This window comes from Shewanella maritima (assembly GCF_004295345.1).
GTDB classification, from domain to species: domain Bacteria; phylum Pseudomonadota; class Gammaproteobacteria; order Enterobacterales; family Shewanellaceae; genus Shewanella; species Shewanella maritima.
This window is the reverse complement of record NZ_CP036200.1, coordinates 176,181-196,958: the sequence shown is the minus strand read 5'-3', so window position 1 is coordinate 196,958 and position 20,778 is coordinate 176,181. Positions and strand designations below refer to the sequence as shown.

The 20,778-nt window shown below is 43.3% G+C and carries 18 protein-coding genes and 1 tRNA gene; 12 read left to right on the top strand and 7 right to left on the bottom strand.

Going from position 1 to position 20,778, the window contains the following annotated elements:
* Window positions 1-92 precede the first annotated feature (92 nt).
* From EXU30_RS00960 to EXU30_RS00945, 4 genes are all read left to right on the top strand, one after another.
* Complete coding sequence (locus EXU30_RS00960; RefSeq protein WP_130597402.1) at window positions 93-1,727, top strand: alpha-glucosidase family protein; 1,635 nt, start codon at window positions 93-95, stop codon at window positions 1,725-1,727.
* Between the two features lie 65 nt (window positions 1,728-1,792).
* Window positions 1,793-3,046, top strand: a complete 1,254-nt coding sequence (locus EXU30_RS00955) for a sugar MFS transporter (RefSeq protein WP_130597401.1) — start codon at window positions 1,793-1,795, stop codon at window positions 3,044-3,046.
* A 162-nt stretch (window positions 3,047-3,208) separates the two neighbouring features.
* Window positions 3,209-4,423: an RsmB/NOP family class I SAM-dependent RNA methyltransferase gene (locus EXU30_RS00950; protein ID WP_130597400.1), complete on the top strand. Its 1,215-nt coding sequence runs from the start codon at window positions 3,209-3,211 to the stop codon at window positions 4,421-4,423.
* Window positions 4,424-4,743: 320 nt separating this feature from the next.
* Complete coding sequence (locus EXU30_RS00945) at window positions 4,744-6,954, top strand: bifunctional diguanylate cyclase/phosphodiesterase (RefSeq protein ID WP_242620285.1); 2,211 nt, start codon at window positions 4,744-4,746, stop codon at window positions 6,952-6,954.
* A gap of 344 nt (window positions 6,955-7,298) precedes the next feature.
* Here EXU30_RS00945 and ald read toward each other — a convergent pair whose 3' ends face one another.
* Window positions 7,299-8,414, bottom strand: a complete 1,116-nt coding sequence (ald, locus tag EXU30_RS00940) for an alanine dehydrogenase (RefSeq protein ID WP_130597398.1) — start codon at window positions 8,412-8,414, stop codon at window positions 7,299-7,301.
* Between the two features lie 193 nt (window positions 8,415-8,607).
* On the opposite strand from ald, the gene lrp reads away from it, so the two are divergent.
* The 6 genes from lrp (at window position 8,608) to serS (ending at window position 15,811) form a co-directional block, all read left to right on the top strand.
* Window positions 8,608-9,111, top strand: coding sequence for a leucine-responsive transcriptional regulator Lrp (gene lrp / locus EXU30_RS00935; protein ID WP_130597397.1), 504 nt, complete (start codon window positions 8,608-8,610; stop codon window positions 9,109-9,111).
* A 282-nt stretch (window positions 9,112-9,393) separates the two neighbouring features.
* Window positions 9,394-12,138: a DNA translocase FtsK gene (locus EXU30_RS00930; protein ID WP_165398943.1), complete on the top strand. Its 2,745-nt coding sequence runs from the start codon at window positions 9,394-9,396 to the stop codon at window positions 12,136-12,138.
* Between the two features lie 51 nt (window positions 12,139-12,189).
* The gene (gene lolA / locus EXU30_RS00925) at window positions 12,190-12,798 is read left to right on the top strand and encodes an outer membrane lipoprotein periplasmic chaperone LolA (RefSeq protein WP_242620438.1); all 609 of its coding nucleotides are present in this window, start codon (window positions 12,190-12,192) and stop codon (window positions 12,796-12,798) included.
* 63 nt (window positions 12,799-12,861) lie between these two features.
* Window positions 12,862-14,139, top strand: a complete 1,278-nt coding sequence (locus tag EXU30_RS00920; RefSeq protein WP_423213390.1) for a replication-associated recombination protein A — start codon at window positions 12,862-12,864, stop codon at window positions 14,137-14,139.
* Window positions 14,132-14,506 (top strand): fluoride efflux transporter CrcB, encoded by a 375-nt coding sequence (gene crcB, locus EXU30_RS00915; protein ID WP_130597393.1) that lies wholly within the window; start codon window positions 14,132-14,134, stop codon window positions 14,504-14,506. The genes EXU30_RS00920 and crcB overlap by 8 nt, the downstream gene beginning before the upstream one ends.
* An 18-nt stretch (window positions 14,507-14,524) precedes the next feature.
* Window positions 14,525-15,811, top strand: coding sequence for a serine--tRNA ligase (gene serS / locus EXU30_RS00910; RefSeq protein WP_130597392.1), 1,287 nt, complete (start codon window positions 14,525-14,527; stop codon window positions 15,809-15,811).
* A 114-nt stretch (window positions 15,812-15,925) separates the two neighbouring features.
* Here the strand turns inward: serS and EXU30_RS00905 are convergent, their stop codons facing one another.
* From EXU30_RS00905 to punR, 6 genes are all read right to left on the bottom strand, one after another.
* On the bottom strand, window positions 15,926-16,264 hold the full coding sequence (locus tag EXU30_RS00905; RefSeq protein WP_130597391.1) for a TusE/DsrC/DsvC family sulfur relay protein: 339 nt from the start codon (window positions 16,262-16,264) through the stop codon (window positions 15,926-15,928).
* A complete protein-coding gene (tusB, locus tag EXU30_RS00900; protein WP_130597390.1) occupies window positions 16,258-16,557 on the bottom strand; it encodes a sulfurtransferase complex subunit TusB in 300 nt (99 codons plus the stop codon). Before tusB ends, EXU30_RS00905 begins: the two co-directional genes overlap by 7 nt.
* A complete protein-coding gene (gene tusC, locus EXU30_RS00895; protein WP_130597389.1) occupies window positions 16,554-16,910 on the bottom strand; it encodes a sulfurtransferase complex subunit TusC in 357 nt (118 codons plus the stop codon). Before tusC ends, tusB begins: the two co-directional genes overlap by 4 nt.
* Window positions 16,910-17,299 carry a sulfurtransferase complex subunit TusD gene (gene tusD, locus EXU30_RS00890; RefSeq protein WP_130597388.1) on the bottom strand — a complete coding sequence of 130 codons (390 nt, stop codon included), beginning with the start codon at window positions 17,297-17,299 and terminating at the stop codon, window positions 16,910-16,912. Before tusD ends, tusC begins: the two co-directional genes overlap by 1 nt.
* Before the next feature lie 59 nt (window positions 17,300-17,358).
* Window positions 17,359-18,018, bottom strand: coding sequence for a Bax inhibitor-1/YccA family protein (locus EXU30_RS00885; protein ID WP_130597387.1), 660 nt, complete (start codon window positions 18,016-18,018; stop codon window positions 17,359-17,361).
* 225 nt (window positions 18,019-18,243) lie between these two features.
* Window positions 18,244-19,146: a DNA-binding transcriptional activator PunR gene (gene punR, locus EXU30_RS00880; protein ID WP_130597386.1), complete on the bottom strand. Its 903-nt coding sequence runs from the start codon at window positions 19,144-19,146 to the stop codon at window positions 18,244-18,246.
* Window positions 19,147-19,261: 115 nt separating this feature from the next.
* On the opposite strand from punR, the gene punC reads away from it, so the two are divergent.
* Window positions 19,262-20,464, top strand: coding sequence for a purine nucleoside transporter PunC (gene punC, locus EXU30_RS00875; protein ID WP_165398942.1), 1,203 nt, complete (start codon window positions 19,262-19,264; stop codon window positions 20,462-20,464).
* Between the two features lie 146 nt (window positions 20,465-20,610).
* Window positions 20,611-20,701, top strand: a tRNA-Ser gene (locus EXU30_RS00870).
* The last annotated feature ends 77 nt before the right edge of the window (window positions 20,702-20,778 follow it).

Genomic DNA, 20,778 nt, shown 5'->3' with positions numbered 1-20,778 from the left:
ATAAAGAAAGCGGTTAACAACTTAATCGCAACAAAGGCGCAACTCATAGCAGGCTGCTATCGCTAGGTTGCCAAAGAAAGTAAGGGGAAAAAATGGGGCAAGTTAGCTGGTGGAAGGGCGGAGTGATATATCAGGTATATCCTCGCAGCTTGATGGACTCCAATGACGATGGGATTGGCGACCTGCGTGGTATTATTAATAAGCTTGAGTACATCGCTAGCTTAAATGTCGACGCCATTTGGATCTCACCGTTTTTTAAGTCACCAATGAAAGACTTTGGTTACGATATCAGTGATTACCTTGCTATTGACCCTATGTTCGGCTCGATGGAAGACTTTGATGAGTTGATCGCGAAAGCCCATGAACGTGATATAAAGGTTGTTATTGATCAGGTGCTTAGCCACACCTCAGATCAACATGCGTGGTTTGAAGAAAGTAAACAGAGCCAAGATAACCCGAAAGCGGACTGGTATGTTTGGGCAGACCCGCAACAAGACGGCACGCCGCCTAATAACTGGTTAGCGATTTTTGGTGGCTGTGCGTGGGAATGGGAACCTCGCCGCAAGCAGTACTATTTGCATAACTTCTTAAAAAGCCAACCTGATCTTAATTTCCATAATCCTGAAGTACGTCAAGCGATTCTTGCTAACGTAGAGTTTTGGTTAAAGAAAGGCGTTGATGGATTTAGGTTAGATGCGATTACCTTTTGTTATCATGATGAGCAGCTTCGTGATAACCCTGCAAAGCCTGAAGATAAGCGTCAAGGTCGTGGGTTTAGTGAAGATAACCCTTATGCTTACCAGTACCACTACTACAACAATACTCGTCCCCAAACCGTTGGCTTTATAGAAGAGCTAAGGGCACTCATTAACAAGTACCCAGGCAGTGTTACCTTAGGGGAAGTGTCGTCTGAAGATTCGTTAGCGACGATGGCCGAGTACACTCAGGGCGATGAGCGTTTACATATGGCATATAGCTTTGAGCTGTTAACCGATGACTTTAGCGCTGCTTATATTCGTCAAACTGTTGAAGAATTAGAGGCAAGTATTGGTGATGGTTGGCCTTGTTGGGCTATTGGTAACCATGATGTAGAGCGTGTTGCGACTCGTTGGGCGAAAGGCTCTGATAATAAAGACTTTATTAAGATGCTTAATGCACTGTTATTTTCGCTACGTGGCAGTGTTTGCAGTTATCAAGGTGAAGAGTTAGGTTTAACAGAAGCTCCGATCGAATTTGATCAGTTGCAAGATCCGTTCGGTATTACCTTCTGGCCACAATTTAAAGGCCGTGATGGTTGCCGTACGCCAATGCCGTGGAGCAAGCAAGCGACTCAAGGTGGCTTTAGCCAAGGTAAACCTTGGTTACCGATCCCGCAGGCACATCTAGATAAAGCGGTTGATACTCAAGTTGACGACGCTAACTCTGTTTTGTCTGCATACAAGCGTTTCTTAGCTTGGCGTAAACAACAAATCGCGTTGATTGATGGTGAGATTAAATTTATAGACGCGCCTGAATCTGTACTTGCATTTACTCGTACTCATAACGAACAGCAATTACTGGTAGCGTTTAACTTATCTGCTAGTAGTCAAAGTTTGACATTGACAGGTATAAATCCGTCAGAGCTACTAACGAGCCATGGCTTGTTAAGCGGTGAGCTGAGCGAAACGCAAGATGGCGTCGAAATCAGCTTGCCAGCATACGGCAGTGTATTTGCACAGCTAAAATAATTGTAAAAGCCGATATAATTACTATATCGGCTTTTTTGTTATTCATAATAATAAGAGATTAACTTATGGCCTCAACAGCACAAGGAAGCTCAGCTTCATATTCTCAAGGCGCAGATGGGCAGTATCGCTTTGCATTAGTTTCACTCACGTCGTTGTTCTTTATGTGGGGGTTTATTACCTGCTTGAACGACATCCTTATTCCACACTTAAAAGCGGTATTCTCACTGAGTTATACCGAGGCAATGCTGATCCAGTTTTGCTTCTTTGGTGCTTATTTTTTGGTGTCGCTACCTGCTGGAGCGTTGGTTAAAAAGCTAGGCTACCAAAAAGGCATTGTGACGGGCCTGAGTATTGCCGCCCTGGGATGCTTGATATTTTATCCTGCAGCAGAGCTGGAAGTTTACGCTATATTCCTAGGTGCGTTGTTTGTACTGGCTTCAGGTATCACCATCTTGCAAGTGGCTGCCAACCCTTATGTGAATGCATTAGGTAGTGTCGAAACCGCCTCTAGTCGACTAAACCTGACCCAAGCATTTAACGCGTTAGGTACAACAGTTGCGCCGTATTTTGGTGCGGTATTAATCCTGTCTGTTGCAAGCGGAGCTGTTGGTTCTGAGCCTGATGCAGGTGTGGTTAAACTTCCTTATTTGCTGTTGGCTGGCACACTAGCGGTGTTAGCGGTTGTTTTCTCATTGCTTAAACTGCCTACGATTACTGAACATACTGATAATGCTGACGGTGAAGTGGTTGAGCACAACGGCAAAACGTCGGCACTGCAGTCGAAGCACTTAGTGTTAGGCGCGGTAGGTATCTTTGTCTATGTTGGCGCTGAAGTATCAATTGGTAGTTTCTTGGTTAACTTTTTAGCAGAGTCACATATCGCTGCGATGGAAGAGGCCGAAGCGGCTAAATACATTACCTATTATTGGGGCGGCGCTATGGTAGGGCGTTTCATCGGCTCTGCGGTAATGCAAAAAATTGAAGCGGGTAAGGTACTTGGCTTTAATGCATTCATGGCGGCAACTTTGGTTGTTGTTGCTATGCTAACTAGCGGTCATATTGCTATGTGGGCGATATTACTGGTGGGGCTGTTTAACTCAATTATGTTCCCAACTATCTTTAGTTTATCGCTACGTGATTTAGGCCCACATACCTCACAAGGTAGTGGTTTCTTATGCCTTGCGATTGTTGGTGGTGCAATTTTACCGTTACTTCAAGGTATGCTTGCTGACACTATGGGGCTGCAAGCTTCATTCTTTTTACCTGTTATTTGTTATGGCTTTATTTTGTTCTTTGGCCTTAAAGGTTCGAAAATGTAGCCTGAGCTCTAAGTTACTTATGAAAGCGGTCATTTGACCGCTTTTTTATTGCCTGCAATATTGCTAATGACAGCATTAATACCTATGATCTGCGGCTTAATATTTCATTTCCAAAAGTTGCGTTAACTTTATTTAGTTAAACGCATCGCCAAAGAGACGCTCATGCTTACGTATCCCTTATCAGGCAGTTCATCAGAACTTGTGTTAAATGTGCTTACTATGGTACTTAACCAAGGCAAACCATTAGATAGAGCCTATTCCCACAATTTCTCTGGTTTAAAGTTGGCGCCTGATGAGCAAGGACGTATTACGCTGGTAGTTGGCGACATGCTACGCCGTTTAAACCTGTATTGCTTCGTAGCGCAAGTCAGTATTGATAATTTTGAGCGTGAAGGCTCAAAAGTACTCAATGCCTGGCATTACTTCCATGGCTTAGATTTGCCGAAAATGCAGTACTCATTACAAATTGATGCTAAACAAGTCGATAAACTCATTGCCGATGCCAAACAACTGCCTGCACTTTGGGATGGCTGCCCTGAGTGGCTTGATGAACTAGGGCAAGCGCAGCTTAAAGATAAATGGAGCGATGAACGAGCAGCACTTGCTAAAGCACCTAAACGATATATTCGCGTTAACCCGCTTAAATGTACTCGCGCAGAACTCAAAACACGTTTAGCAAAAGAGGGCATCGAAACAACAGAAGTTGCAGGGGTTGATAGCGCGCTTGAGGTGACGTCAAATTCAGCTTTGTTTAGAAGCAATTGCTTCAAAGAAGGCTGGTTTGAACAACAAGATGCGGGATCGCAAATGGTCGCTGATGCGGTTAATGCAAAACCTGGTATGCGCGTTGTTGACGCTTGTGCAGGTGCTGGCGGTAAAACTCTGCATATTGCTGCGCAGATGCAAGGCAAGGGACGCTTGCTTGCAATGGATGTAGAACAGTGGAAACTAGATAACCTAAAAACACGCGCTAAACGTGCTGGTGCGCACAATGTCGAAACCCGCATTATCGCGAGTTCTAAGACCATTAAGCGTTTAAAACTATCTGCTGACAGAGTATTACTTGACGTGCCTTGTTCAGGCCTTGGTGTATTGAAGCGCAACCCAGATGCAAAATGGCGCGATACGCCAGAGCGTTTGCCTGTGCTTGTAGACTTACAAAAGCAAATTCTGCAAAGTTACAGCCGTATGGTAAAAGTTGATGGCATGTTGATTTACGCGACATGCTCTATCATGCCTGAAGAAAACAGTTTGCAGGTACAAGCATTCCTTGCTGAAAACCCACACTTTGAGTTTATTGATGAAGAGCACATCTATGTTGCTGATAAAGGGTTTGATGGATTTTATCTTGCAAGGATGAGACGAATTACAGAATAACCTTGTCTTGGTACAACGATTAAAAATGCGACTCCTAGTGAGTCGTTTTTTTATTGAAGATTAGGTTTTTTGTCGTTTGCTAGCGAGAATTATCAAACATCAACAATTTAAAACTTTGCAGTAATCGCTGATTATTCGCACATCTCTCAGTGAGTATTAAAACGTGGAAACTTATATATTTACAGTCCTCTAGCACAAAATTGTCTAACTAAAGTTGCGAAACAACCCATTTACGCATAATGTGAATAATAAGTCGTACATCAACCGCTAATTGGACTTTTTGCTTTATGATCGATTCAGGAAATTCCGCACATCGTTATTTGACGACGGGATCTGAAAAGGACTTTAGGGACTCTACCATTGAGCGTTATAGCGCCGTGCTTAATATGGTGCTAGAAGGTTTGCCGCTAAGAGAAATCCTACATTCTTTAGTACTTTCGATTGAAGCACAAAAACTGGGCACCAAAGCTTCTGTGCTATTACTAAGCGATGATGGCCAAAGACTCCTAACTGGGGCTGCTCCAAGTTTACCCAGCGATTATAACGATGCGATTCATGGTGTTGAAATTGGGCCAGAAGTGGGGTCTTGTGGTGCTGCCGCTTATCTTTGTCGGCGGGTCATTGTTGAAGATATAGAGACTCACCCAAACTGGCAACCTTACAAAGCGCTGCCACTAAAAGCAGGTTTAAAAGCTTGTTGGTCTGAACCAATATGTGACAGTAAAGGTGAGGTTATTGGTACCTTTGCCATGTATTACGACACGATCAAGTCTCCCACTGACCTTGATTTGTTGCTTATACAGGAGGCTGCAAAGCTCGCGAGTTTAGCGATTGAACGCAGTAGGGCGATGTACGTCGAGCGTTTGAGTAGCAAAATTTTTGATCATTTGCCTGTAGCACTGCTTATTACCAATGAAGACGGCAGTGTCCTCAACTTTAACCCCGTTTTCAACCAACTCGTCAACGATGGCGAGCCCTGTTCTGGCGAGTTCGATATGCGCGCGTTTTTGCGACCATCAGCTAGCGATGTTCGCGAGCAACTGTTTGAACATCTTGCACGAGGACATGCGTGGCAGGGCGAGCTACTCGGGGTTAATAAAGCTGGACAGCAGTTAGAATTAGATCTCACTGTCGCTGTTATTCGCGATTCATTTACACAGACGAATTGCTTTGCTTGGCTGATCAGCGATATTAGTGCTCGCAAGCAGGCCGATCAGTTAATTCAATACCAAAAGTTCCACGACCCTTTAACCGGGTTAGTTAATCGCAATGGTTTAATCGATAACATCGACAAGTTAATTAGTGCGCACCATCAGTATAGTGATGTAAGTTTTAGCTTGTTAATGATGGATGTTGACCACTTTAAACAAATTAACGATACCTTAGGTCATGATAATGGCGACAGGCTATTACAAAAAATAGCTTCACGTATTGGCAGATATATCCCTACCAATGCAGTGTTATCACGGGTCGGTGCAGACGAATTTGCGCTGCTATTACCTAACGAGCAAGATCAAGACAAGTTAACCACGCTTGCCGCTAACCTTAATCAAGCTCTGACAAACCCGATTATTATCTCCGATCAAACTTTGCTAATGTCGGTAAGTATAGGTATTGCGCGTTTTCCACAAGATGCTGATAACCTAGATTTTGTTCTTAAATATGCCAGTCAAGCCATGTTCAGCGCAAAGCGCCAGGGGCGTAATGGCTATTGTTTCTTTAATCAATCATTGCAACAGCAAGCAACAAGAACAGCCTACCTGACTCAACACCTTAAAAATGCCATCAGCAACAATGAATTCGAACTTTATGTTCAGCCTATGGTGTCGCCTTTGTCGGGCAAGATAATTAAGGCTGAAGTGTTATTGCGTTGGCGCCATGATGGTCAGTTTATTTCGCCAGATGAGTTTATCCCAATTGCCGAACAAACTAACCTTATTGTGCCTATCGGTGAGTGGGTTCGAAGTACGGCGTTAAACTATGCTGTTGAATTACATAAACTTGATTTCGCAGTGCCTCTGTCAATCAATGTATCACCACTGGAGTTTTGGTCGTCGGAGTTACAGCAAAGGTTCATTGATTTCTTTGACGCTAAACTTGAAGATATTAATATGCTTGCCCAGTTTAGCCCTTTAATCACTCTTGAGATCACCGAATCTTTGATGATGAAGCAGCAGAATGACATTCATGGGCTGTTAAAATCGTTGCAAGATAAAGGTCTTAAAATTGCGATAGATGACTTTGGTACAGGTTACTCTTCATTGGCATACCTGGTTAATTTCCCCGCAGATCAGATCAAAATTGATAAGTCGTTTATCCAAAAGCTCTCAGATGACGATAAACATCAAGCCTTGGTAACCGCGATCATTAACTTAAGTTTGTCATTAGGGTTACAGGTTGTGGTAGAGGGAATTGAAACCCGAACTGAGTTGGATTTTATTAATCAGTTTGATGTGATGGCAGCGCAAGGATACTATTTTTATAAACCTATGGCATTTACAGAATTTACCGAGTTACTGAAAAAGCAATAAATGTACATTTTTTGTACTTAAATTGAGCCTTGTTTATCAGACTTTAGCCCACGCTTTACGCTAATTATTAAGCGCCTGATACATGCTGAGCATTAACCTTGGTGTAATGGATTTGTTAAGCTGATGACGTTTAATTTAACTAAACAAGCCAGATCCTAGAAAGTACAAAATCCTGTGCAGAATTTTCATAACAGCATATCGTATTGATAAATAATTTCGTCTTTTTGAGGTTTTTCGCTTATTATTTCATCGACACTTATCTTAATACTCGAAAAAATTTTGGTTACAAGCGTAAAAAAGCCGCTATTTTAGCGGCTTTTTATATGGAAACTTAGTTTATGTTATTAGTTTAATAACGCATTTGCTTCAGTGTATTCAAGGTTAAGAGCGTCTGCAACTTCCTTACAAACCAATTTGCCGTGCATTACGTTTAGGCCGTTTAGCAAGTGCTTGTCTTGGTTAAGAGCTTGCTTGTAACCTTGGTTAGCAAGCTTGATGATGTAAGGCAGAGTCGCGTTATTTAGTGCGAAAGTAGAAGTACGAGCAACTGCACCTGGCATGTTAGCAACGCAGTAATGTACTACGTCATCTACGATGTAAGTTGGCTCTTGGTGTGTAGTAGCATAAGAGGTTTCAACACAACCACCTTGGTCAATTGCTACGTCAACAATCGCGCTGCCAGGCTTCATGCGCTTGATGTGCTCTTTAGTCACAAGTTTTGGCGCTGCCGCACCTGGTACTAACACACCGCCAATAACTAGGTCTGCTTCTAGTACGTGACGCTCAATCGCATCAGCCGTAGAGTAGATCGCTTTTACTGAAGAACCAAACTGCACGTTTAAGCGGCGTAATACATCAATGCTACGGTCTAGGATAACGACGTCAGCGCCCATACCTACAGCCATTTGTGCGGCGTTTGAACCCACCATACCACCGCCAATAATAACAACTTTAGCTGGTTCAACACCTGGAACACCGCCAAGTAGCATACCGCGGCCTTGTAGAGATTTCTCTAGTGCGCGAGCACCAGCCTGGATAGACATACGACCTGCAACTTCAGACATAGGTGCCAATAGTGGTAAACCGCCTTTATCGTCGGTTACAGTTTCATATGCAATACATACCGCGCCACTGTTAATTAGGTCTTCAGTTTGCGGTAGATCTGGTGCTAAATGTAAGTAAGTAAACAGGATTTGGTCGTGGCGTAACATAGCACGCTCAACGGCTTGCGGCTCTTTAACTTTAACGATCATCTCTGCTTTGGCAAAAACTTCTTCAGCAGTATCAAGAATCGACGCACCTGCATTGATGTAGTCTTGGTTAGTAAAACCAATACCCATACCAGCGTCTGACTGAACAAATACTTCGTGACCATGATTGGTTAACTCACGAACGCTTGAAGGAACCATACCAACGCGGTATTCGTGATTTTTAATTTCTGTAGGTACACCAATAATCATTTTGAGCCTCAATAAAAACTAAAACGCTCACTTGGCTAGGTATAAGTGAGCTGTATTGTTGTTGTAATCTGTGGCCTTGAACGTGCTTATTCAAGGGAACTCTAGTATAGTACCGCTTCAGCAGTTTATGCTGCTGAAGATAAATAATAACTAGATAAAAATGTTGTTTTATTGATAAAACGTGGTTAAAAATATGGCAAGCAATAAGAGTAATTCTATTAAAGATTTGGATCGAATTGATCGCAATATCCTTAATGAACTTCAGGCTGACGGTCGCATCTCAAACGTCGAGCTTTCAAAGCGTGTAGGTTTAAGCCCAACCCCTTGTTTAGAAAGGGTAAAGCGATTAGAAAAGCAAGGTTTTATTAATGGCTATACAGCATTAGTTAACCCTCATTACTTGGGAGCATCACTATTAGTTTTTGTTGAAATTACGTTAAATCGTGATACACCAGATATTTTCGACAAATTTAATCGTGCAGTGCAATTGTTAGACGATATTCAAGAGTGTCATTTAGTTTCTGGCGACTTTGATTATTTACTAAAAACCCGAGTTTCTGATATGTCGGCATACCGCCGCCTTTTAGGTGAAACACTACTTAAACTTCCTTCAGTATCTGATACCCGTACTTATGTGGTTATGGAAGAAGTAAAGCAAACGAATAAAGTCGCTTTGCACAATTTAACTGAGGCTTAATGCTGGATGCGAGTCTCTTAGAAAATAAGAGAGTCGTTATTTAAAGCAAATCGTCGCTATAGTACTAGTCGCAAAGTACAATGAATTGGAGTGATAAATAAAGGGCTACGGCCCTTTATTTTTTTCCAGTGGTGCTATTTTGAACAGTTATCTCAAATTGTTACTTAATTCAATTAATCCCGCTTTAGTTTCCCTTGAACAAACCGCGTAGCACTAGGATAATCACTGCAAAATCAGTGTTATTCTGATATGTTATTTTTTTTGGTTTATGGAAATAGTAGTTTGACTCAGGGAAACAACCTTAAGACTTTATCCGGTTTGCAGCGACTCCTCGAAGGTGGCCTCATTATTTGCTGCATGCTTGCCACTTATGTACTGCTAGCGTTAAGTAGTTTCAATCCAAATGATCCAGGCTGGAGTCAGTCACACTTTCAAGGTGAAATTCACAATTGGACCGGTGCCGTTGGTGCATGGGTTGCCGATGTGCTGTTTTACTTCTTCGGGTTTATCGCTTATCTGATCCCAGTCATCATCGCCTCAACAGGTTGGTTTATCTTTAATCGCGCCCATAAACTGCTAGAGATTGATTACTTCTCGGTTGGCCTACGTATTATTGGTTTTCTTTTGATGATCCTTGCGCTTGCTGCACTTGCGAGCATGAATGGTGAAAACATTTACGTGTTCTCAGCTGGTGGTGTTGCAGGCGACGTCATTGGCCAAGCAATGCAGCCATACTTTAATACCCTAGGCACAACTTTGCTGTTGCTGTGCTTTATCGGTGCAGGTTTCACATTAGCAACTGGCATTTCCTGGTTAACGATTATTGAGCTTACCGGCTTTGCTACCATTTGGCTTGCTAAACAAATTTTGGCCTTGCCTCAACATTTTAAAGGACGAGAAGAAACGGAAGATACACGTGGGTTCATGTCAGTGGCCGATAAGTTCAAACAAAAGCAAGCTGAGCATGCTAGCAACTCAGAATCAGACAAGGCTGATTTGTCACTGCCATTTGATGAGCCGCAAACAGAGTCCAATAACGAAAGCCGCCAACAAATTGAAGAAAAGACTCAGTCAAGAATGGCGTCATTCAAGCAGTTCTTTGGCAGTAAAAAACACAGTGATGCGAATGCATATGAGCAAAGCGACAGTGTTGAAACACCACAAGATGATGAAGATCAAACCCTCGAGCTCGAAAACGACATTAATGAGCCGACATTTACTGCGCTTGATGATCATGATGCTCGTCAAGAACCGAGCTTATCGATTTGGGACCACGCGGAAGATAACGCTGGGAGCGAATCACAGTATCAAAGTGATAAAGATGCAGCCGTTGCAAATATAAGTCATGATGAGGCGATTTCCGACGTCGACGAGCAAACAGAGTTAGATGAGTCTAGCCTGGAGCAAGCTGCCGATGTAATACAAGAGGCTGGTAAGTTAGTTGCCCAGCGCGCACCAGAGAAAGACGCCAAAATTGTTGACGGTATCGTGGTTATTCCAGGCAAAGATACTCAGCAGTTAGCGCGCCCTGTAGACCCGTTACCAAGTATTTCACTGCTTGATGTACCTGATAGAAAAACCAACCCGATTAGTGAAGAAGAGTTAGAGCAGGTAGCCCGACTGGTAGAGGCCAAGTTAGCTGACTTTAATATTAAAGCTAATGTAGTTGGTGTTTTCCCTGGCCCAGTCATTACCCGATTTGAGCTGGAATTAGCACCGGGTGTAAAGGCGTCTAAGATTACTAATTTATCTAAAGACTTGGCTCGTTCATTGTTGTCCGAAAACGTGCGTGTAGTTGAGGTTATTCCGGGTAAAGCCTATGTCGGTTTAGAGCTTCCTAACAAGTTCCGTGAAACCGTATTCATGCGTGATGTACTTGATTGCGAAGCGTTTGAAAAAAGTCAGTCGAAGTTGTCTATGGTACTTGGTCAAGATATCTCGGGCGAGCCCGTTGTCGTTGATTTAGGTAAAATGCCGCACTTACTTGTAGCAGGTACAACAGGCTCAGGTAAGTCGGTTGGTGTAAACGTGATGATCACCAGTCTGCTCTATAAATCAGGGCCTGATGATGTACGCTTCATTATGATTGACCCTAAAATGCTTGAGCTATCAGTGTATGAAGGGATCCCGCACTTATTATGTGAAGTTGTTACCGACATGAAAGAGGCGGCCAATGCACTGCGTTGGTGTGTTGGCGAGATGGAGCGTCGCTACAAACTGATGTCGGCATTGGGCGTTCGTAACCTTAAGGGCTACAACCAAAAAATTAAAACTGCCGCAGAGCAGGGCGAATATATTCCAGATCCGCTGTGGAACGCTAACGAGAGTATGCTTGATGAAGCGCCGCCGTTAGAGAAGCTACCGTCAATTGTGGTAGTGGTTGATGAATTTGCCGACATGATCATGATTGTCGGTAAGAAAGTCGAAGAGCTTATTGCCCGCATCGCACAAAAAGCGCGCGCCGCAGGTATTCACCTTATTCTTGCAACTCAGCGCCCGTCGGTTGATGTGATTACTGGCTTAATTAAAGCAAACATCCCAACTCGTATTGCGTTTCAGGTGTCTTCGCGAATTGACTCGCGAACCATTCTTGACCAACAAGGTGCTGAAACCTTATTGGGTATGGGAGATATGCTGTATTTACCTGCTGGTGTTAGTGTGCCAAGCCGTGTACATGGCGCCTTTATTGACGATCACGAAGTACATAAAGTGGTTGCCGATTGGCATGCTAGAGGTAAACCACAATATATCGATGAGATTTTAAATGGCGTTAGTGAGGGCGAGCAGGTACTACTGCCTGGTGAAACCTCAGAATCAGAAGATGAATTAGATGCGCTATATGATGAAGCCGTTGCCTTTGTCACGGAAACGCGCAGAGGCTCTATTTCTAGCGTACAACGTAAATTTAAAATTGGTTACAACCGCGCCGCGCGCATTATTGAGTCGATGGAAGCACAAGGTATTGTGAGCGCGCAGGGGCATAATGGTAATCGCGAGGTGTTAGCGCCACCGCCACCAAAGAATTAATTTAGGATGTATATGAAAAACCTATTTAAGCAAAAGTCGGCACTGTTAGTTATGTTAGGGGCCTTTACCACTCCCCAAGTTTTTGCTGACGATGCGCAAGAGTTAAGAGGCAAGCTTGAAGGTATCGATAACTTGCATGCTGGCTTTGCCCAGAAAGTAACAGATATCAATGACAAGCAAATTCAATCCGGCAGCGGTGTGTTTGCACTGGCGTATCCGAATAAGTTCTATTGGCACTTAACTGAGCCTGATGAGTCGATGATTGTAGCCGATGGCACTAATTTATGGGTATATAATCCGTTTGCAGAAGAAGTTACTGTGATGGATATAAGCCAGGCAATTGAAGCATCACCTATGGCGCTATTGGTTCATCGCGACGATGAAACTTGGGCCCAATATCGTGTCTTAAAGAATGATGCTACCGCTAATAACTGTTACCAAATTAAGCCAGTCACAGAGCAGTCAAACGTAGTTGATGTGAACGTGTGTTTTGACGACAGCACGCTTACTGCGTTCAGTTTGCTGGATAATCAGGGCAATTTAAGTCAGTTCAGCCTGTCTGAGCAACGCGCTGTGGCTGATGATGAGCAACAGTTATTTGAGTTCGTTATTCCTGATAATGTCGACATTGACGATCAACGCTTAAAGCAAGCTCAATAGGGTTTCCTAGTGGCTAACTTGGATTTTGATTTTGCCCCAGACTTTCGTCCCCTTGCTGCGCGTATGCGCCCACGGGTGATTGACGAGTACATTGGTCAAGGGCATTTACTTGGCGAGGGGAAGCCACTACGCCAGGCGCTTTTGAATAATCGCGCCCACTCCATGCTGCTTTGGGGACCACCTGGTACGGGGAAGACAACACTCGCTGAGCTTGTAGCCCATTATGCCAATGCTCATGTAGAGCGCATTTCAGCGGTCACTTCTGGCGTTAAAGAAATCCGCGCGGCTATTGAGCAGGCAAAAGCCATTGCCCAAAGCCGTGGTCAACGCACTTTATTGTTTGTTGATGAGGTACATAGATTCAATAAAAGTCAGCAAGATGCCTTTTTGCCGTTTATTGAAGATGGCACGGTAATTTTTGTTGGCGCCACCACTGAGAACCCGTCGTTTGAGCTAAACAATGCACTTATGTCACGAGCCAGGGTCTACCTTATTCATAAGCTTAACGACGATGAAATTCAGCAAGTCGTCAATCAGGCACTAACTGATAATGAGCGAGGTTTAGGTGCACGTAACTTGTCACTGCCAAAAGACGTCGCAAATCAACTTGCGAGGATAAGTGCCGGTGATGCTCGTAAATCGTTGAACTTGATTGAGTTGATGAGTGACCTTGTAAACGATGGCGATGCGTTTACCTCAGAAATGCTCAGTCAGGTAGCCGGTCATCAAACCGCTGGCTATGACAAAAATGGCGATCAGTTTTACGATTTAATTTCTGCTGTGCATAAGTCCGTGCGCGGCAGTTCGCCAGATGCTGCTTTGTATTGGTTTTGCCGCATTTTAGAAGGTGGCGGCGATGCTTTATATGTTGCTCGAAGGTTACTCGCCATCGCATCTGAAGACATCGGCAATGCCGATCCTCAAGCCATGAACGTGGCACTAAACGCCTGGGATTGTTACCACCGCGTAGGGCCGGCAGAAGGCGAGCGGGCAATTGCTCAGGCAGTGGTGTATTTAGCCAGTGCGCCCAAAAGTAATGCCGTTTATACTGCATTTAAACAGGCTAGAGCTTTGGCGCGTGAAACAGGTAATGAAGCTGTACCACACCATCTACGTAACGCACCAACTAACTTAATGAAAGACTTAGGTTACGGGCAAGAATATCGCTATGCCCATGATGAAGTAGGGGCATTTGCCGCAGGTGAAAACTACTTCCCAGAGTCGTTAAAAGACAGTCGCTTTTATCATCCGACTAACCGAGGTTTTGAAAAGCGAATTCAAGATAAACTTGCTCATTTAGAGCAGCTTGATCAACTCAGTGAGCTAAAACGCTATGACTAATGTGTTGTTTGTTGCTTTAGGTGGATCGATTGGTGCAGTTTTGCGCTATTTGTTCTCATTATTTATGCTGCAAGTGTTTGGCACGAGTTTTCCTTTTGGTACACTGTTGGTCAATATTATCGGCTCGTTTTTAATGGGTGTTGTTTATGCACTCGGACAAATTAGCCATGTTAGCCCAGAGCTTAAAGCCCTCATCGGCGTTGGTATGCTTGGTGCTCTAACAACATTTTCTACTTTCTCCAACGAAACCTTGTTATTAATTCAAGAAGGATATTGGTTGAAAGGATTTCTCAATGTGTTGCTTAACGTTACTTTGTGTTTATTCATGGTGTACCTAGGGCAACAATTAATCTTATCGCGCGTTTAACTAAAAAGAACTGACAACATGCTTGATCCAAAATATTTGCGTAATGAACTCGAAGTCACTGCCGAGCGCCTAGCAACTCGTGGCTTTATTTTAGATGTTGATAACATGACTAAGCTTGAAGAAAAGCGTAAGTCATTGCAGGTTGAAACCGAAGAACTACAAGCATCACGCAATGCAATTTCCAAATCGATTGGTCAAGCCAAGCAACGTGGTGAAGATATCGAGCCAATTAAGGCACAAGTGGGTGATTTAGGTGCCAAGCTTGATGCTAAAAAAGCTGAGCTTGCAGAGCTGTTGACTGAAATCAATAATATAGCGATGAGCGTGCCAAACCTGCCAGATGAAGCGGTACCTCATGGTAATGATGAAGACGATAACGTTGAAATCCGCACCTGGGGCACGCCAAAAACATTTGATTTTGAAGTAAAAGATCATTTAGACATTGGTGAAGGTGTTGATGGCTTAGACTTTAAAAATGCGGTTAAGATTACTGGCTCGCGTTTTATTGTGATGAAGGGGCAAATCGCACGCCTAAACCGCGCACTAGGCCAGTTCATGTTAGACATGCACACTCAGGAGCATGGTTACACTGAAGCTTATGTGCCATTAATGGTTAACGAAGATAGCCTATTAGGTACAGGTCAATTGCCAAAGTTTGGTGAAGATTTATTCCACACTAAACCGGCGACTGAAGAAGCGCAAAGCTTATCGCTTATTCCAACAGCTGAAGTACCACTAACTAACCTGGTTCGCGATACAATTATTGATGAAACTGAGCTGCCAATTAAGATGACAGCATTAACAGCATGTTTCCGTAGTGAAGCAGGCTCATACGGTCGTGATACCCGTGGTCTTATCCGTCAGCATCAGTTTGATAAAGTAGAGTTAGTGCAAATTGTTCACCCAGAGCAATCAATGCAAGCACTAGAAGAGCTAACAGGGCATGCTGAAAAAGTGCTACAAGCATTGGAGCTGCCGTATCGCACAGTTGTGCTTTGTACAGGTGACATGGGTTTTGGCGCAGCCAAGACGTTTGATATTGAGGTTTGGTTGCCTGCACAGAACACTTACCGCGAGATCTCTTCTTGTTCAAACATGAAAGATTTCCAAGCGCGTCGTATGCAAGCGCGTTTCCGTAATAAAGCAGATAACAAGCCAGCACTGGTTCATACGCTTAATGGTTCTGGTTTAGCGGTTGGCCGTACATTAGTGGCAATTCTCGAGAATTACCAAAATGCCGATGGCACTATTACAGTCCCTGCAGCACTGCGTCCATACATGGGCGGGTTAGAAGTGATTGGCTAACTTTGCGAACAGCAGAAAACAAAAAAACCTATGCCTCGGCATAGGTTTTTTATTGTCTAAATATTGCTAGATTCATGCGAATGACATGTCGCTAGCAGGCTAGGTAATTTTGAGTTAAATGCACTTTGCAGGCTTAGGTAGACCTGCGATTTTAGTTGCTTGTTTGGCGGGGCCAACCGGGAATAGGGTATATAGGTACTTTGAATTACCTTTCTCTGCACCAAGCGTTTGCCCAATTGCTTTTACCAACACGCGGATCGCGGGACTGGTATTAAACTCGAGGTAAAACTCACGTACAAAGTGGATCACTTCCCAATGATTGTCAGTTAGTACAATATCTTCACTGGTAGCAATGGTTTGCGCCATATCTTCAGACCAGTCACTTAGATTAACTAGATAACCTTGATGGTCGGTTTCAATCTGTTTTCCATTGAATTCAAAAGAATTTACCATGTGATGACCTTAGCGTATTGCAAACTTAAACTAACAAAAGTGGCGTAATCTATCACATCAATGTCTAAACCGGAAATCACTGCGGCCAAGTGCGTTGCCAAGCCTCTTGATTGCATGTCTTGTTCAAGGATAAATACCTTTGTTCCGGCTAATGCTTGCTGCCAAGAGGGATCAAGCAGGGCATTGATAGCATCGCTGCAAAGGATGATAGCGTCTTGCTCGCCAAGGTAACGTAGGCACAATGTGAGTGCATTATCGTTTTGTTCTGATGTTTGTATATGATGAAGATTCAAAAGACGAGTACCTCATCTGATTCAGTTAATGCTTGGCTGATTTGCTTATTTGAAGCGACGTGATGTGCAACTTGCAATGCTTCGCTAGTTAGGTTTAATTGTGTAAGTGATGTTTCGCACACTAAAATTGTTTCAATGTCATAAATGGGCATGGCTTTAAATGTCGCAATATAATCCTTGCTACCGCTCAACTCAGGTTGCTGGTCGCTAAGTAAATTGAGTAAGCCTTCAGCGACAAAAATAACGGTCACTTGTTGCTCAAAACTTGCGCTTAACAGCGCTAAATCTAGCCCTTCACGGGAGCTTGTGCTGCCAAAAGGGCTGCGTCTAAAAACTATGGCTATTTTTTTCATTAAAAGCTCACCATACGATCGGCTTTCTCTATACCTGTGACTAACTCACCTAAACCACCCATCATAAATTGCTCGTCGCAGTTATGCTGAGCTAAACCATTTTCTTTTGCATCTTGCTCTGAAGTAATACCGCGGCGAAGCGCAGCTGAAACGCAATTAATCAAAGGAATGCTTTGAGCTTTAGCAAACTCGCGCCATAAAGCATTGAGATTTGGCTCATCAGAAGGTGGGCAGGCAAGCACATTGGCGTTACTGACCCCGTCTTGATAAAAGAATACTTGGTTGATTTGATGGCCTTGGGCGATAACAGCTTGGCAAAACTGCAATGCATGAAAGCTTGCCTGATCACCATAGACGCTACCGTTAACCTGGATGATAAATTGACTCATAGAAATAAAAATGGCCCACAATTGTGAGCCATTTTAACGTACTTTTTTCGTAGAAACGATTAATCGTCGCTACCCATACCTAATAAATGCAAAATGCTGATAAATAGGTTAAGGAAGTTTAGGAATAGTGAAACGGTCGCGCGGATATAGTTGGTTTCACCACCATTAACAATTCGGCTTGTATCGTAAAGGATAAGTCCAGTCATGATCATCGCAATACCTGCATTCATGATCATAAACATCAACGAGCTTTGTACGAAGATGTTAATAATCGCCATACCTATCATCACGATAAGGCCAGCAAATAAGAAACCACCCATAAAAGAGAAATCTTTTTTAGTGGTTAACGCATAGGCTGATAGTGACACAAATATAAGCGAAGTTAATGCTAGCGCTTGCATAATAAGTCCAGGACCATTTGCTACGCCAACGTAGTGGTTAAGAATATAGCCAAGAGATGCGCCTTCCATACCTGTAAAGGCAAATACCCAGAACAAACCTGCTGCTGTATCTGCTTTACGCAAAGTCACAAACAGCAGCACTAAACCACCAATTGATAGACCAAGCGACATTAGCGGAGAAATCTTCAGCGCCATTGCAATGCCAGCACAGACAGCTGCAAACGCAAGCGTCATAGACAACAACATGTAGGTGTTGCGAAGCATTTTGTTAACTTCAACCGTCGATAATGTCGGTGAAATCGTCGAGTTTTGGATCATGTTTATCTCCGTATAAGTCACTAAAATTTATGTGATTTCTAATTAAGCTAAAGTGTATTTTAGCCAATATTACCCATATCTTAACCTAGCTGATGCGAAGGATAAAGCGAACTAGTGTGAGTTGTGATGCTTAGCGGCAATAATTCAGATTAAGATTTGTTAAGTTTAGGTACGCTCTATCGAGTTTGGCTATTCGAAATCGATTACCGTTAGCGCAACATTAATTTATGACAACCATTCTTGATAGAGTTTTTCTGTATCACCAAGATAATCTAATACCCATTCTAATGCAGGAGACATGTTGTCTGGATTCCACGCAAGGCAACAAGCGCTGGCGATCTTAGGGTTTACCAATGTTTTTCTAACCAATAAACCGCTTCTTATAAAGGTTTCTGCCAGGTGACAGGGGACATAGCCAACTCCCAAGCCTGATGCAAAACAGTTAATCGCACGGATCCAATCTGGTACCACAAGTCTGCGTTGATTATCTAGCAGCCAGGTAGTGCGTTTAGGGATTTCACGTGATGTGTCTTCCAGGCAAATAGCAGGGTATTGGCGCAGCTCATCATCGGTTAATGGCCTATCGATTTTTGCCAACGGGTGACTTTTACTAACAACGAATGCCCAGTCGACGCCCTTCATGTCACGGTATTGATAGGTACCACCTACAGGAATGGCTGACGTTGCACCAATAGCGACGTCGCTGCGTCCGGTTGCTAATGACTCCCAAACGCCATTATAGACCTCAATCCTAATTATCAGTTCGATGTCATCGAATTTGCGATAGAAGTCGCTGATTAATGAACTAATGCGATCGGCCCTAACAATATTATCAAGTGCGATGGCTAATTCAGGCTTCCAACCGTTGGCAACACGCTGCGTTTCATGTTTGATTGCGCTCATCTCTCTCAGTAACTCTCGTGAGCGTTGTAGGAAGTGCTTTCCCGGTTCGGTTAGCGACACACTGCGATGATGACGTTCAAACAAGGTTACGCCAACGTCCGACTCAATTTGTTTAACGGCGTAGCTAACGGCTGATGGCACTTTATTGAGTTCATTAGCTGCAGCGGTAAAGCTCCCTAAACGGGCAACGATATCGATCATATTGAGAGATTGTTCTGAAAGCATTGCTATGGCCTTGCTGTGATAAATTTTGAAAGCAGTGTGCAAAATAAAACGTTTCACGTGGGAAATCTATGCCGTTAAAATGCGCGACCGTTTCAGAGACAGTGAGAGCAGCAAGATGACTAACCACGTTAAAACTAACTCAATTATAGGTCAATACGGTTATTATCTCTATCTAGTTATGTTAAGTATGTTGAGTTTTGTCGCAACCGATATGTACTTGCCTGCGTTTAAATCAATTGAAAGCTCTTTAGGTGTTTCAGCTTCTGAAGTTGCTATGTCGCTCACCACTTTTTTAGCTGGTTTAGCCATAGGCCAACTCTTATACGGTGATATCGTTAGGAAATATGGTAAACGTTTAGCACTAATGTTTGGCCTAAGCTTATTTATGATGTCGACATTAGCGATTTCAATACTAGACAGCATGTTATTGATTAATATCTGCCGTGTATTTCAGGCTTTAGGTGTTTGCAGTGCTAGCGTTATCTGGCAAGCGCTAGTGATTGAAAAGCATAGCCCAATAGAATCACAAAAAATGTTGTCAAACTTAATGCCTTTAGTCGCACTATCGCCTGCAATAGCACCGATACTAGGTGCGCTGGTGTTAGAAGCGTGGGGCTGGAGAAGTATCTTCGTTTGTCTGGCAGTGACAGCGATCATTCTTATGGTGATGACGGTCTATTTTGTAGATAAAGACAGACCAAATAAGCTTGCTATAAATACAAGTACTAATCAGCAAGCGACAAATACCCAAATTAGTTTTACAGCCATGTTAGTTAACCGTTTTTATCTCGGTAACGTACTTATTTTTTCAGCGTGCTCGGCATCATTTTTCTCCTATTTGACCTTGTGGCCGATCGTCATGGATAAGTTTGGCTACGATGCAGGCGCGATAGCCTGGAGTTTTGTGCCGCAAACGGTCATGTTTATTGTCGGTGGCTTCAGCGGAAAATTGCTCATTAACAAATGGGGCAGCGAAACTGCATTAAAGCTTGAACTTGGGTTGTTCTTTACCACCAGTGTGTTGCTTGGCCTGTTTACCCTTGTTTTTGAGATGACCTCTATTTACCCAATATTGGTAGTGTTTGCATTACAAGCTGCGGCAAATGGCGCAATTTATCCAATTACCGTAAATCAGGCATTGCAGACATTTAAAGGTAATGCGACCAAGGCTGCGGGGTTACAGAATTTTATCCAAGTTAGCTGTGCATTTTTCGCATCGAGCTTAATGGCTACGTTTGCTTTATATGGGGAGGTCGCCATGGGGTGGGGATCATTGGATCATCTTGTTTGGTCGTCGTTGCGATTTATTGGCGAATGACAGGTAAAGGTTTGGCTAAAGCGTGTCAAAATAAACATGATATGGTCGAAAACTCAGCTAAGTGCGCGTAAATCAAACATTTGATCCTTTGGTATAAAAATAATGCTTTACACAACTAAGCGGTTTAACTAATATCCACGGCGTTCGGAGAGATGGCAGAGTGGTCGAATGCACCGGTCTTGAAAACCGGCAGGGGTTTGTAGCCCCTCTAGGGTTCAAATCCCTATCTCTCCGCCATATTTAAAGAAGCCCGCTTAACGCACGTTAAGCGGGCTTCTTGCTGTAGTGTCGTTATAAGAGCATCTATTGAACCG